Below are 13,297 nucleotides of genomic sequence, written 5' to 3'. Positions count from 1 at the left end.
AGGTGGGGGTGCCCTGACCGTTTTTCAAGACGGGGCCAGCCCCTTGCCGCCCCCCTGCGAAAGACCGCGCGGCCTCAGGAATCCGCGGCGGCCTGCTTGGAGAACGAAGCGTTCTCGTAGATCAGGTACGGCTCGGCGTCCCCGCGGATCACGGCCTCGTCGATCACCACCTTGCTGACCCCCTCCATCGAGGGTAGCTCGTACATGGTGTCGAGCAGGATGTTCTCCATGATCGTGCGCAGGCCCCGGGCGCCGGTCTTGCGTTCCATTGCCTTGTGGGCGATCGCGGAGAGGGCGTCGTCCCGGAACTCGAGCTCCACGCCTTCCATGTCGAACAGGCGCGCGTACTGCTTGACCAAGGCGTTCTTTGGCTGGGTGAGAATCGTCACCAGCGCATCCTCGTCCAGCTCGTCCAGTGTCGCCTGGACCGGCAGACGGCCGACGAATTCGGGTATGAGGCCGTAGCGGACCAGGTCGTCGGACTCCAGCTGCTTCAGCCACTGGCCGCCGCTCTTGCTCTCGTCCTTGGAACTGACCTCGGCGGAGAAGCCGATGCCGCCCTTCTCCGCGCGCTGCTGGATGATCTTCTCCAGACCGGAGAAGGCACCACCACAGATGAACAGGATGTTGCGGGTGTCCACCTGCAGGAATTCCTGCTGCGGATGCTTGCGCCCGCCCTGCGGCGGCACGGAGGCCGTGGTGCCTTCGATCAGCTTCAGCAGCGCCTGTTGCACGCCCTCGCCGGAGACATCGCGGGTGATCGAGGGGTTGTCCGACTTGCGCGAGACCTTGTCGATCTCGTCGATGTAGACGATGCCGTTCTCGGCCTTCTCCACATCGTAGTCGCACTTCTGCAACAGCTTCTGGATAATGTTCTCGACATCCTCGCCCACGTAACCGGCCTCGGTCAGCGTGGTCGCGTCCGCGATGGTGAACGGGACATTCAGCACCCGCGCCAGCGTCTCGGCCAGCAGCGTCTTGCCGGAGCCCGTCGGGCCAATCAGCATGATGTTGGACTTGGACAGCTCGACGTCGTCCTTGCCGGCCTTGGCCTCGAGGCGCTTGTAGTGGTTGTACACCGCAACCGAGAGGATCTTCTTCGCCGAGTTCTGTCCGATCACGTAGTCGTCCAGGATCTCGCGGATCTCGCGCGGCTTGGGCAGCGAATCGCGTTCGGCGTGCCCCGCCTCCTGCATCTCCTCGCGAATGATGTCGTTGCAAAGCTCGACACACTCGTCGCAGATGAACACGGAGGGACCCGCGATCAGCTTGCGCACCTCGTGCTGGCTCTTTCCGCAGAAAGAGCAGTACAGAAGCTTGCCGTCGGCGGAGGGGGTCTTTTCGTCGCTCATCCGTATGCCTCGGTTGCGCTGTCAGGGTTTCTCAGAACATGCCCCGTTTGCCGGCACGTTGCAAACGGACCGGGCACGAGTCCGGTATATCCAGCCCGCCATCCAGTCTCGCTGCGATCAGGCCTTGTCCTTCTTGCGGGTGTCCGGTTCGCCACCAGCGGCGGGCGCACTGCGGCTGGAAAGGACATTATCCACCAGACCGTACTCCTGGGCCTCGGCGGCGGTCATGAAGCGGTCTCGATCGGTGTCCTGCTCCACCTGTTCCACGGTCTGCCCGGTGTGATGGGCCAGCACGCGGTTGAGCTCCTCGCGGATCTTCAGGATCTCGCGCGCATGGATGTCGATATCCGACGCCTGCCCCTGGAAGCCCCCCAGCGGCTGATGGATCATGACCCGCGAGTGCGGCAGGGAGTAACGCTTGCCCGGTGCACCACCGGCCAGCAGCACCGCGCCCATGCTCGCGGCCTGGCCGACACACAGGGTGCTCACCTGGGGCTTGATGAACTGCATGGTGTCGTAGATCGCCATACCCGCGGTCACGGCCCCACCCGGGGAATTGATGTACAGGCTGATCTCCTTGTCCGGGTTTTCCGATTCGAGGAACAGCAACTGGGCCACGATCACGTTGGCCATGTAGTCCTCGACCGGGCCCACACAGAAGATGACCCGGTCCTTCAGCAACCGGGAGTAGATGTCATAGGCGCGCTCGCCGCGGGCGGTCTGCTCGACCACCATCGGGACCAGATTCAGCCCCTGGGCATGCTGCGCCCCCTGACCGGCCATGTCGTGGCTCATTCGGTCGACTCCTTGTTCGGATTCATTACGTCCTGGAAGCTGGTCTTCTTCTCGGTGACCTTGGCCTGATCGACGATCCAGTCGACCACCTGGTCCTCGAGCACCAGCGACTCCAGATTGCTCTTCGCCTGCGGGTTGGAACGGTAGTACTGCTTGACCTCTTCCGGATCCTCGTAGGTCGCGGCCATCTCTTCCAGGTCACGCTCGACCCGGTCCGCGTCCACCTCGAAGCCCTTCTGGTCGATGATGGCCCGCAGGGCCAGACCCAGGCGCACGCGACGCTTGGCCTCTTCCTCGAACAGGCTGTCGGGGAGCGGCTGGGTCTGCTGGGCGCCACCGAACCGCTTCTCGGCTTCCTCGCGCAGGCGATTGATCTCGGACTTCACCAGGGCATCCGGCAGGTCGAAGCCGTGGCGCTCGATAATCAGCTCCATGACCTGATTCTTGACCTTGCCCTTCAGTGCCTGGTTCAGCTCGCGCTCCATATTGGACCGCACGTCGGCGCGAAGTTTCTCCACCGAGCCGTCTTCGATGCCGAATTTCTTCGCAAATTCCTCGTCCACCTCGGGCAGCTTGGGCCCCTCGACCTTCTTGATGGTCAGCGCGAACTGCGCGGTCTGACCTTTCAGGTTCTCGGCCGGATAGTCATCGGGGAAGGTGACATCGATGGTCGGCTCCTCGCCGGCCTTCACGCCCTTGAGCTGCTTCTCGAAGTCCTCGATCAGACGGCCGGCGCCCACTTCAACCTGGAAGTCCTCGGCCTTGCCGCCCTCGAATTCCTCGCCGTCAATGCTGCCCACGAAGTCCAGCGTGACGCGGTCGCCTTTCTTGGCCTTGCGCTTGACCTCGGCCCACTCCTTGTTCTGCTCGCGCAGGGAGTCGATCACGCGATCGATGTCCTCGTCGCCGATCTCGGCGACCGGACGCTCGATCTCGGCATCGGAGAAGTCGGCCACCTCCACCTCGGGGAACACCTGGAAGCTCGCGGTGAATTCAATCGGCTGGCCGCTTTCGACGCTCCGCGGCTCGATACTCGGGTTGCCGGCCGGCTCCAGACCCTCCTGCTGCACGGCCTCGCGGTAGCTCTCCTGCAGGACCTCGCTCAGCACCTCCTGGTAGACCCCGGCGCCGTAGCGCTGGCGCACGACCTTCAGCGGGACCTTGCCCGGACGAAAGCCGTCGAGCCGGACGCGCTTGGCCAGCGATTTCAGACGGTTGTCGACTTCGGATTCGACGCGCTCGGGGGGGACCTGGATGGTCATCTTGCGTTCCAGGTTGCCGGTGGCTTCAACGGAAACTTGCATGAAGGGCCTCGCAATGGTTCAAAAATCGGTCATCCCTGCCGACCGCAGCACTCACCGGCTGCCTGCCTGGGCGTTCACGGGACAATGGTGCGAAAGGAGAGACTCGAACTCTCACGGGTTTTACCCCACTGGGACCTAAACCCAGCGCGTCTACCAGTTCCGCCACTTTCGCGTGTCTCAATAAAGGCGCGCATTCTAGCCTGTTCGCGCCCCATAAACACAAAAAGCCCGCGAAGGCGGGCCCTTGTGCCGGCCGCGCTAGCGCGCCCGGGAGTAATGGTGGGTCGTGTAGGATTCGAACCTACGACCAATTGGTTAAAAGCCAACTGCTCTACCAACTGAGCTAACGACCCGTATCTGCGGCCCGCATGACACCCCCGCAGGGGCCCACTGGCCTGGTGTCGTGTGGTGACCGAAGTCGCTCCTCGATCACCGCGCCGCGTAGTTTACGGCCCGCCGGGGAAAACGCAAGGCTCCCCGGCGGTCGACGATCAGATGGCTTCGAGCCTGCGCAGGCCACCCGGCAGCAGCTTCATGTCCACCAGCGAGGTGACCAGGGCCTTGCCGAAGGTCGCCTCGTCCTCGTAGACCATCTTGTAGTACTGGATCTTCATGGTCAGCGCGGAACCGAACACGATGAAGGCGAAGGTGAAGAAGCCACCCAGCGCCAGCGTGGAAACGCCCGTGACCGCCTGACCGATGGTGCAACCCAGTGCCAGGATGCCGCCGACACCCATCAGAATGCCGCCGATGAAGTGGTTGAAGAAGTCACGGAAGGACGAGAACCACTCGATGCGGAAGCTGCGCGAGACCAGGGCCCAGAAGAACGAACCCAGGATCACGCCGGCCAGCGCCATCACGCCGAAGAACAGCAGAGTACGGTCAAAGCCACCGGACACGTAGCCCACGCTCTGGCCCATCGGGTTGATGAAGGTGAACGACTGGTTGGCCCAGGGGCCGGACAGGGCCGGACGCTCGCCGTCATCGGCATCCGCGACGAAGTCCCATTCCTGGATGTATTCCTGGGCGGTGTACACGCCACCCATGCCATCGTCGATCTGGATGTTGCTGGTCAGCCACCAGGCACCGATCACCACCAGGCCGACCACGAGGCCACCCAGGATGTTGTCGAAGCTCTTGCGGAAGTCGGCGGCCTTGAAGATCAGCGCCAGCAGCAGCACGCCGATCACAAGACCCATCACCAGGCGTGCGCCCATGGCATTCTCGCCAGCGATGATGGAGCCGAGATCCTGACCACCTTCCATCTGGATCGCCACCGCGTCCATCCAGCCGAACAGCAGCTGGAACAGGGTCTGGCCGGTGCCGAACACGGTGGCGCGGCTGGTCAGCCAGAAGGCGATCACACCGATGATGATCATCACCATCACCGACTTGATGTTGCCGCCACCGACGCGCACCAGCGTCTTGTTACCGCAACCGGACGCATAGGTCATGCCGATCCCGAAGAGGAAACCACCCAGGACATGTCCCAGCCAGTTGAAGCCTTCAGCACGGTAGGGAGGGAAGGAGCCCTCGGCGCTCAGCACTCCGAAGAATTCGAGCACCGCCACACCCAGCATGGCCACGGCAATCGCCAGCAGCCAGGAGCGCATGCGCCCGGTATCGCCCATGTTCACCCAGTCGGAGACGGCGCCCATGGTGCAGAAGTTGGTCTTGTTCGCGACCGCACCCATGATGAAGGCGAGGACGAACGTCCCGCCCAGGAACATCATGGCGGCGGTTGAAAAGCTGGAGAATTCCATCAACGTATCCTCTCACTGATCGGTTTTCGGGCACGCCTGCACCCATGGGGTGCGCAGCATACATCGGACGCTAGACGAGATCGAGCCCTCATTCATTCCAGCGTCAGGGCCACATGAGGGCCGCAATACCCGGGGCGTCAACCGTTCACATACGGGGTCGGGTCGGGGACCCCGGCCGCCGCAAAGCCCTCGCGACGGATACGGCAGCTGTCACAGTGCCCACAGGCCCGCCCCTCGATATCCGCCTGATAGCAACTCACGGTCTGGGCGTAATCGACGTCGAGTGCCGTCCCGGCGCGGATGATCTCGGCCTTGCTCATGTGCATCAAGGGTGCACGCACTTCCCAGCGTACGCCTTCGATCCCGGCACGGGTAGCGACCTGAGCAAGACTCCGGAAAGCGTCGATAAAGGCCGGGCGACAGTCCGGGTACCCGGAATAGTCGACGGCATTCGCGCCGACATAGAGCAGGCGCGCGCCGAGGGTCTCGGCAAACCCCAGCGCCAGCGACAGAAACACCGTGTTGCGGGCAGGCACATAGGTGACCGGGATGCCCTCGCTCTCCTCGGTCGGCACGGCAATGGCGTCATCGGTCAGCGCAGAGCCGCCGATCGCGGTCAGATCGACCCGGACCACGCGGTGGTCCTGCACGCCCTGGGAGGCGGCCACGCGGCGAGCGGCCTCGAGCTCGGTGCGATGGCGCTGGCCATAGTCGATGGACAGGGCGTGGCAATCGAGCCCATCCGCGCGCGCCATCGCCAGGCAGGTCGCCGAATCCAGCCCGCCCGAGAGCAGGACCACCGCTCGTTCCGGTTGCGTCATCGACTAGCGTCCGGGCTGATCGCCCCACAGGAGCTTGTGGAGCTGAAGCTGAAAGCGCACGGGCAGCCGTTCGGCCACGATCCAGTCGGCCAGCTCGCGCGGGGCGAGCTCACCGAAGACCGGCGAGAACAGGACCTCGACCCCGGGTGCAAGGTCCAGGCGGTCGAGTTCGGCGCGGGCCCAGTCGAAATCCGCCCGGTTGGCGAGTACGAACTTCAACTGATCGCCGGCCGCGAGGTGAGAGATATTGGCCTCGAGGTTGCGGTGCTGCTCGTCGGACCCCGGGGCCTTCCAGTCCATCACGACCGAGACACGCGAATCGAGCCCGCCAATGTCGAGTGCACCGCTGGTTTCCAGCGACACCCGATAGCCTGCGTCGCAAAGCCGCACCAGCAGGTCGCGACAACCGGGCTGGGCCAGCGGCTCCCCGCCCGTGACACAGACATGGCGCACGCCCGCCCGGGCCACCCACGCGAGAATCGAGTCCAGGGTGCGCGCCTCGCCCCCCTCGAATGCGTAGGCGCTGTCGCACCAGCGGCAACGTAGCGGACACCCGGTCAGCCGCACGAAAGCGGTCGGCCAGCCGGCATCCACCGCCTCGCCCTGCAGCGAGACGAACATCTCGGTGATACGGACCCGGGCCGGGCTGACCGAATCGCCCGCGGTCGGCGTGCGCGCCGCGCGCACGGGGATCTCGGTCATTGCCCGTCGAGCCGGCGCAGACGCTCGCGTGCCAGACGGTCCAGCGTCGTGCCGCCGTAGTCGGCGCGCACCGCCTCAAGGGCCTCGCGCGCTTCGTCTTCATTGCCCAGCTCGTAGTGGGCATAGCCAATCTTGAGCAACGCGTCCCCGGACTTGTCGCTGTCCGGATAGTCTTCGCGCAGGCGCTCGAAGTCCTCCAGAGCCGCCTCGAAATCGCCACTGGCGTACTTGGCCTCGGCCAGCCAGTACCACGCATTGGCCGAATAGTCGCTGTCGGGGTAGTCCTCGATGAATCGCTCGAGGCTGCTCATTGCGGCGCTGTAGTCACCCGCCATCAACTGGTCGAAGGCCTCTTGGTAGGCCGCCTGCTCGTCCGCTTCCGGGAGGTCGAATTCGATCACCTCTTCGGTCGGGGCGGCGGTATCCGCGGGCAAGGCCTCGCCGGTCTCGAACGCGGCAACACGCTCGTCCAGATTGCGGAACTGGTCGCGCTGGCGGGCGCCAAGACGTTCCACCTCGTGTCGCAGCGTCTCCGCCTCGCCGCGCAGCTCGCGGATCTCCCGGTTCATGGATTCAGCGCCCCGCAGGAGCTCCTGCATGGCACTGGAGTCCAGCATTCGCTCGATGCGATCCAGACGCTGGGAAAGTTCGCGGATCTGCGACTGGGTTGCGTACACCTCGTCCTGGGCAACTGCGGTGCTGGCGAGCGGCCCCCACGACGTGAGGACGAGCACGCCGGCGGCAACCGCCACGCCTACCCGCGGAAACAGAGCCCCCCTCAGAGGGGCGGCCCGAGCGTGCGATGCGCCGACCGCCGCGCCCCGGGCTTGAAAATGAAATGCCCCCGAGGGGGCATTTCGGCTACTGCTGCCTGTCAAACGCCGCATGGCGGCCTCCCGTCGTAACTAGCGCCGGGATTCGTAGACCAGTTCGACCCGGCGATTCTTGGCCCAGGCCTCCTCGTTCTGCTCAAAGGCGACCGGCATCTCTTCACCATAACTGATGACCTCGACCTGGTCATCCGAGGCACCGTTCAGGGTCAGGATACGACGCACCGACTGCGCCCGGCGTTCGCCCAGGCCCAGGTTGTACTCGCGGGTACCGCGCTCGTCGGTATGCCCTTCCAGCCGCAGGCTGGCGCCGGAGTTCTGCGCCAGATAGGCCGCATGTGCCTCGAGCATGTCCACGTACTGCGACTGCACCTCGTCCCGGTCGAATTCAAAATAGACCAGGCGCTCGGCCAGCGGGCTGTCCGGATCGTCCAGCGCGTCGGCATCGAACTGCCGGTCACGCCCCAGCGCGCGGGCCTCGGCCTCGCGGGCCTCGCGCTCGGCGCGTTCACGTTCCGCCTCCTCGGCCGCGGCCCGTTCGGCCTCGCGCTCGGCGTCCTCGGCATCACGTGTCGGTGTCGCACACGCCGAAAGCGCCCCAATGACCATGGCCACAAAAACCCAACGAAAGATCGTGCTCATCACGTCATTTTCCTCGAAATGCTGAAGTTGTCGATAAAGGTCAGTTCAGGGGTGACCAGGCGGGTTCGCGAACCTCGCCCTCCCTGGCGGCAAGACGCTGATGGACCTGTCCATCCTGGCTCACCGAGCCGAGTACGCCGCGCCCGCCATCTGTCATGGCATAGATAATCATGCTGCCATTCGGCGCAAAGCTCGGCGATTCCGCATCCCGCCCATCCGTGATACGGGTCACACGACGGTCGTTCAAATCGAGACGTGCCAGCTGAAATCCGCCATCGCCACCGTGCACATACACGATATAGCGCCCGTCCGGCGAGACGGTCGCGGCAGCCGCATAGCCACTCTCGAAGGTCAGACGCCGAGGACTTCCACCCTCGCGCGGCAGTGCATAGATCTGTGGAGCCCCCGCACGGTCGGAGGTGAAGTACAGGGTCTCGCCATCCGGCGACCAGACCGGCTCCGTCTCGATCGAGCTGGACTGCGTCATCTGCTGCATCTCGCCCGTTTCCAGCTCCATCAAGTAGATATTCGGCGCACCATCGCGCGACAGGCTCAACGCAAGGTAGCGGCCATCCGGTGACCATGCCGGTGCACTGTTGATGCCGGTGAAGCTTGCCACCCGCTCGCGGCTGCCGGTTTCGACATTCTGGCGATAGACCTCGGAACGGCGATTCTCGAACGAGACGTACACCAGTTCGCGCCCGTCCGGCGACCAGTTCGGCGACATGATCGGCTTCGACGAGCGAAACAGGGTGCTCGGGTTGGCACCATCGGAATCCGCGACCTCAAGGGCAAAGCGACGATCGTCTCCGTTGCGTTCGACGCTGACAAACGCGATGCGCGCACTGAATGCGCCCGGGTCGCCGGTGATCTGCTCGTAGACGATATCGGAGATCCGATGCGCGCCCCGCCGGAGCATATCCATGGGGACCGGGATCCGCCATCCGCCCAGGCGCTCCTCGGACAGCACGTCGAACACGTGAAACTCCACCAGCAGGTCGTCACCCTCCCGCCGCTGATTGCCCACGACCAGGTACTCCACACCGACATCGGCCCAGGGCTCGGCGAGAAAGTCGGCCGGTCCGGACGGGGCCGAAGGCAGACCGTCCTGCTCGACGTTGAACAATCCACTACGGGCGAGGTTGGCGGCCACGATCTCCGAGATGTCCTCGTCGAGCGCGTCTTCCCCCTCGTAGGCAAACGGTGCGACGGCCACCGGTATCGCCCCGGTCACCCCCTCGGTGACCGTGACCTCCAGTACGGCCTGGGCCTGCGCCGCCCACAGCAACAGCATCGTCGGCAGCATCCAGTGAATCAGTCGTCGCATGAGCTCCTCGTCAGGCGGGCCTGGCCCGCGAATCAGTCCGGTTCGAACCGGATCCGCACCCCGCCGCGCACCGCACTCGCATCCGGCGGGCGTGGCAGCGAGCTCAGACGGTCCATGGTCTGGCGCACGGAGTCGCAGAACCGGCTGTCGCCGGAACAGCTTTCGATATCGAAGTCGATGATACGCCCGGTCTCGTTCACACGCACGAGAACAATGGCACGATCCGAGGAGTCAAGGCCCGACGGCTGACGCCAGCGCCGTTGAACCACCGACTGCACCTGGGCACGCCACTCATCCACTTCGCGATCCATCTGCGCCTGGCGCTCGGCGGCCTCGCGTCGTTCGCGCGCCTCCGCCAGGCGCTCCTGCTCGCGCTCCATCGCCTCGCGCCGGCGCTGCTCCTCCAGCTCGCGCTCCTGCTCGGCTCGCCGCTCGGCCTCCTCACGTTCGCGACGCTCGGCCTCTTCCTGCTCGCGACGTTCCTGCTCCTCACGGGCCTGGCGTTCGGCCTCTTCGCGCTCGCGCTGTTCCGCTTCCTCGCGTTCGCGGCGTTCTTCCGCCTCGCGCCGGGCCTCTTCCGCCGCCTCGCGCTCGGCGCGGATCCGTTCACGCTCGGCCTCGGCCTCTTCCTGCGCGCGCTGGCGCTCTTCTTCGGCTTCGCGCCGCGCCTGCTCGGCCTCCTCGATCGCCTGCTGCCGCGCACGCTCTTCCTCCTCGCGGCGGCGCTGCTCCTCGGCCTGGCGGCGTTCCTCTTCGCGCCGGGCTTCCTCCTCGGCGCGTCGCTGCTCCTCTTCCTCACGCAGTTGCTCGGCCACTTCTTCCTGGCGCGCAACCTCGCGCTCGTGCTCGACCTGATCGAATGCTTCGGCGTCCACCGCGACGGCATCGATCACTTCGATGTCCTCCTGCACCGCGATCTCGACCGCAGACTGCGAGGAGGCGGGGGACGTCAGGCTGAAATTGACCAACAACGCGGCAAACAGCGCCCCGTGCAACAGGAGCACGATAAGCAGGCTGACGGGATGGCGGCGGGCAAGCTCAAACACGGTGTGGAAATCAGTCGCTGTTTTCGCGTGGTGGCTCGGTGATCAGGCCGACACGCCCGCCGCCGGCACGCTGCAGGGCGATCATGGCGTCGATCACGCGCCCGTAGTCCACATTACGGTCGCCACGCACGAACGTCTGGGTCCCCGGATGCTCCGCCAGGAACTCGCGAACGATCTCGGTCATCTCCTGCGGCGCCAGCGGCTCGTCAATGACCGGCCCCTGGTTCAGGCTCATGGCCCCCCTCGCGTCCACGGTCACCACCAGCGGCTCGGCCGCCTGTTCGTCCCGGTCCAGGGCCTCGGCATCCGCCTCCGGCAGGTCGACCTCCACCCCCTGCTGCAGCATGGGCGCGGTGATCATGAAGATGATCAAAAGCACCAGCATCACGTCGATAAACGGCACGACGTTGATCTGGGACATGGGCCGCCGCAGGCGGCGGCTGTTGCGGCGCGACTCGGACATGGTTCAGGCCGTGGCCTCGGGGGCCGCCTCCGCACCCCTGGCATGGGTTTGCCGGTTGAGCAAGGCCACGAACTCGTCGTTGAAGTTCTCCAGCCGTACAGCCACGCGATCGACATCCCCCGCAAAGCGGTTGTAGGCGATTACGGCCGGAATCGCGGCAAACAGACCCAGGGCGGTCGCGATCAATGCCTCGGCAATACCGGGCGCAACCATCGCGAGTGTTGCCTGCTGCACGCCGGAAAGACCAAGGAAGGCGTGCATGATCCCCCATACCGTACCGAACAGACCGATGTATGGGCTGGTCGAGCCCACGGTCGCGAGAAACTGCAGGTAGCGCTCCATATCATCGATCTCGCGCGCGATCGCCACGCGCATGGCGCGCTGCGCGGGCTCGCCCGCCGGCAGCCCGTGTTGCCGGGCACGCAGGAACTCCTTGAAGCCGGAGGAGAACACATGCTCCATCCCGGACATCTCCTGTTTGCGTCGCACGCCCTCATAGAGGTGGGAGAGATCGGCGCCCGACCAGAAGCGCTCCTCGAAGTCGTCACAGGCGCGATGCGCCGCATTCAGGGACCTGGCCTTGACGACAATGGCCAACCAGGAGAATACCGAGGCGAGCACCAGAATTACCATCACCAGCTGGACCACCAGGGTCGCCTCCATCACCAGCTGGTACATCGAAAAGTCGACTGCCACTTGTCCGTCTCCCGTTACAGCGTTACTTGGCTCCGGCCGCGTGGGCAGCCGGTCCATGATCATGGTGTTGGCGCAGGGCCTCCAGCACCGGACCGGGGATCGCGGCGGGCGCCTGACGCGCCACCTCGACACAGGCAATCCCCACCTCGCCACTGGCCAGGGTTTCGCCGTCGCGCTCCACGTCCTGGTGGAACTCCAGGCTCGCCCGGCGCAGCGAGTGCAGCCGGCAGGTGACCGTCAGGGCCTCGTTGAATCGTGCCGGGCGCCGCATGTCCAGACAGCAGCGCCGCACCGCGAATACGATCCCGTATTCCTCGCGCAACGCATCCTGCTCGAACCCCAGTGCACGCAGCCACTCGGTGCGTGCACGCTCCATGAATTTCAGGTAATTCGCGTGATAGACCACGCCACCGGCGTCGGTATCTTCGTAGTACACCCGCACAGGCCACTCGAACGGGGCCTCACCACCCGTCACAGGCGGCCTCCGCCCTGGCTGTCGACCGGCGCAAGGAGATCCGGTTCCATCGCCGCCAGGCCGAACATCGCCAGCGTCCGCCGTGTGGCCTGACGCCCGCGCGGCGTGCGCTGGAGATAACCCTGCTGAATCAGAAACGGCTCGACCACATCCTCCAGTGTGCCGCGATCCTCGTTCAGCGCCGTGGCCAGGCTCTCCACCCCGACCGGCCCGCCGTCGAATTTCTCGACCAGCACCTCCAGCAACCGGCGGTCCTGGGCATCCAGGCCCGAGGCATCGATCGCCAGCAAGTCCAGCGCCTGGGCCGCGACCTCGGACGTAATCACCCCGGAGGCACGGACCTGGGCATAGTCGCGAACCCGCCGCAACAGGCGATTGGCCAGACGCGGCGTGCCTCGCCCGCGACGCGCAATCTCCGCCGCCCCGTCAGGCTCGATCCCCACGCCCAGCAAGCCGGCAGCGCGACCGACAATATGGGCGAGATCCGTGACAGTGTAATGATCGAGGCGCTGAACGATGCCGAACCGGTCACGCAACGGCGCCGAAAGCAGGCCGGCACGGGTGGTCGCGCCCACGAGTGTGAACGGGGGCAAGTCCACCTTGATCGAACGCGCCGCCGGCCCCTCGCCTATGACGATGTCGAGCTGCCCGTCCTCCAGCGCCGGATACAGGATCTCCTCGACCACGGTCGGCAGGCGATGAATCTCGTCAACGAACAGGACGTCCTGGGGCTCCAGCGCGGTCAGGATCGCGGCCAGGTCGCCGGCGCGTTCCAGCACCGGACCCGAGGTCTGGCGCAGCCCGACCCCGAGCTCGTTCGCCACGATATGGGCCAGGGTCGTCTTGCCCAGCCCCGGGGGGCCGGCCACCAGCGTATGGTCCAGGGCCTCCCCGCGTCCGCGCGCCGCCTCGATGAACAGGCCCAGTTGCTCGACCACCCGGGGCTGCCCGGTGTAGTCGTCCAGCCGCCTGGGACGCAGGCTGACCTCCACCCGGGTCTCCTCCGACTGACTCTGCATATCAACCAGGCGTGATTCCATGACCCCGCAGTATGCATCCGTCGCGATGGCGTTTATAGACC

General features: G+C 65.4%; 14 protein-coding genes and 2 tRNA genes. All 16 read right to left on the bottom strand.

Going from position 1 to position 13,297, the window contains the following annotated elements:
- Positions 1-74: 74 nt before the first annotated feature.
- The 16 genes from clpX to ruvB all read right to left on the bottom strand — a co-directional run bounded on the left by clpX (position 75) and on the right by ruvB (position 13,256).
- Entirely contained in the window at positions 75-1,352 is a 1,278-nt protein-coding gene (clpX, locus tag C995_RS0110240; protein WP_018864853.1) for an ATP-dependent Clp protease ATP-binding subunit ClpX, read from the bottom strand.
- Between the two features lie 117 nt (positions 1,353-1,469).
- Positions 1,470-2,147, bottom strand: coding sequence for an ATP-dependent Clp endopeptidase proteolytic subunit ClpP (clpP, locus tag C995_RS0110235; protein WP_018864852.1), 678 nt, complete (start codon positions 2,145-2,147; stop codon positions 1,470-1,472).
- On the bottom strand, positions 2,144-3,451 hold the full coding sequence (gene tig, locus C995_RS0110230) for a trigger factor (protein ID WP_018864851.1): 1,308 nt from the start codon (positions 3,449-3,451) through the stop codon (positions 2,144-2,146). The genes clpP and tig overlap by 4 nt, the downstream gene beginning before the upstream one ends.
- Positions 3,452-3,536: 85 nt before the next feature.
- A tRNA-Leu gene (locus C995_RS0110225) sits at positions 3,537-3,623 on the bottom strand.
- A gap of 105 nt (positions 3,624-3,728) precedes the next feature.
- Positions 3,729-3,804 (bottom strand) — tRNA-Lys (locus C995_RS0110220).
- Positions 3,805-3,942: 138 nt separating this feature from the next.
- Positions 3,943-5,214, bottom strand: coding sequence for a YeeE/YedE family protein (locus C995_RS0110215; RefSeq protein ID WP_018864850.1), 1,272 nt, complete (start codon positions 5,212-5,214; stop codon positions 3,943-3,945).
- A gap of 137 nt (positions 5,215-5,351) precedes the next feature.
- Positions 5,352-6,035, bottom strand: a complete 684-nt coding sequence (gene queC / locus C995_RS0110210; protein ID WP_038080974.1) for a 7-cyano-7-deazaguanine synthase QueC — start codon at positions 6,033-6,035, stop codon at positions 5,352-5,354.
- Positions 6,036-6,038: 3 nt separating this feature from the next.
- Positions 6,039-6,737 (bottom strand): 7-carboxy-7-deazaguanine synthase QueE, encoded by a 699-nt coding sequence (gene queE / locus C995_RS0110205; protein WP_018864848.1) that lies wholly within the window; start codon positions 6,735-6,737, stop codon positions 6,039-6,041.
- The gene (gene ybgF, locus C995_RS0110200) at positions 6,734-7,489 is read right to left on the bottom strand and encodes a tol-pal system protein YbgF (RefSeq protein WP_018864847.1); all 756 of its coding nucleotides are present in this window, start codon (positions 7,487-7,489) and stop codon (positions 6,734-6,736) included. The genes queE and ybgF overlap by 4 nt, the downstream gene beginning before the upstream one ends.
- Positions 7,490-7,642: 153 nt before the next feature.
- Positions 7,643-8,209: a peptidoglycan-associated lipoprotein Pal gene (gene pal / locus C995_RS0110195; RefSeq protein ID WP_018864846.1), complete on the bottom strand. Its 567-nt coding sequence runs from the start codon at positions 8,207-8,209 to the stop codon at positions 7,643-7,645.
- A 40-nt stretch (positions 8,210-8,249) separates the two neighbouring features.
- Entirely contained in the window at positions 8,250-9,536 is a 1,287-nt protein-coding gene (gene tolB / locus C995_RS0110190) for a Tol-Pal system beta propeller repeat protein TolB (RefSeq protein WP_018864845.1), read from the bottom strand.
- Positions 9,537-9,568: 32 nt separating this feature from the next.
- Positions 9,569-10,582 (bottom strand): cell envelope integrity protein TolA, encoded by a 1,014-nt coding sequence (tolA, locus tag C995_RS0110185; RefSeq protein WP_018864844.1) that lies wholly within the window; start codon positions 10,580-10,582, stop codon positions 9,569-9,571.
- A gap of 10 nt (positions 10,583-10,592) precedes the next feature.
- Positions 10,593-11,045, bottom strand: a complete 453-nt coding sequence (gene tolR / locus C995_RS0110180) for a protein TolR (RefSeq protein ID WP_018864843.1) — start codon at positions 11,043-11,045, stop codon at positions 10,593-10,595.
- A 3-nt stretch (positions 11,046-11,048) separates the two neighbouring features.
- Complete coding sequence (gene tolQ / locus C995_RS0110175; protein WP_019623661.1) at positions 11,049-11,723, bottom strand: protein TolQ; 675 nt, start codon at positions 11,721-11,723, stop codon at positions 11,049-11,051.
- A gap of 40 nt (positions 11,724-11,763) precedes the next feature.
- Positions 11,764-12,216, bottom strand: a complete 453-nt coding sequence (gene ybgC / locus C995_RS0110170) for a tol-pal system-associated acyl-CoA thioesterase (RefSeq protein ID WP_018864841.1) — start codon at positions 12,214-12,216, stop codon at positions 11,764-11,766.
- On the bottom strand, positions 12,213-13,256 hold the full coding sequence (gene ruvB, locus C995_RS0110165) for a Holliday junction branch migration DNA helicase RuvB (RefSeq protein WP_018864840.1): 1,044 nt from the start codon (positions 13,254-13,256) through the stop codon (positions 12,213-12,215). Before ruvB ends, ybgC begins: the two co-directional genes overlap by 4 nt.
- Between the last annotated feature and the right edge of the window lie 41 nt (positions 13,257-13,297).

This window comes from Thioalkalivibrio sp. ARh3, assembly GCF_000377265.1.
Lineage (GTDB): Bacteria > Pseudomonadota > Gammaproteobacteria > Ectothiorhodospirales > Ectothiorhodospiraceae > Thioalkalivibrio > Thioalkalivibrio thiocyanoxidans.
This window is presented reverse-complemented; position numbering and strand designations above follow the sequence as displayed.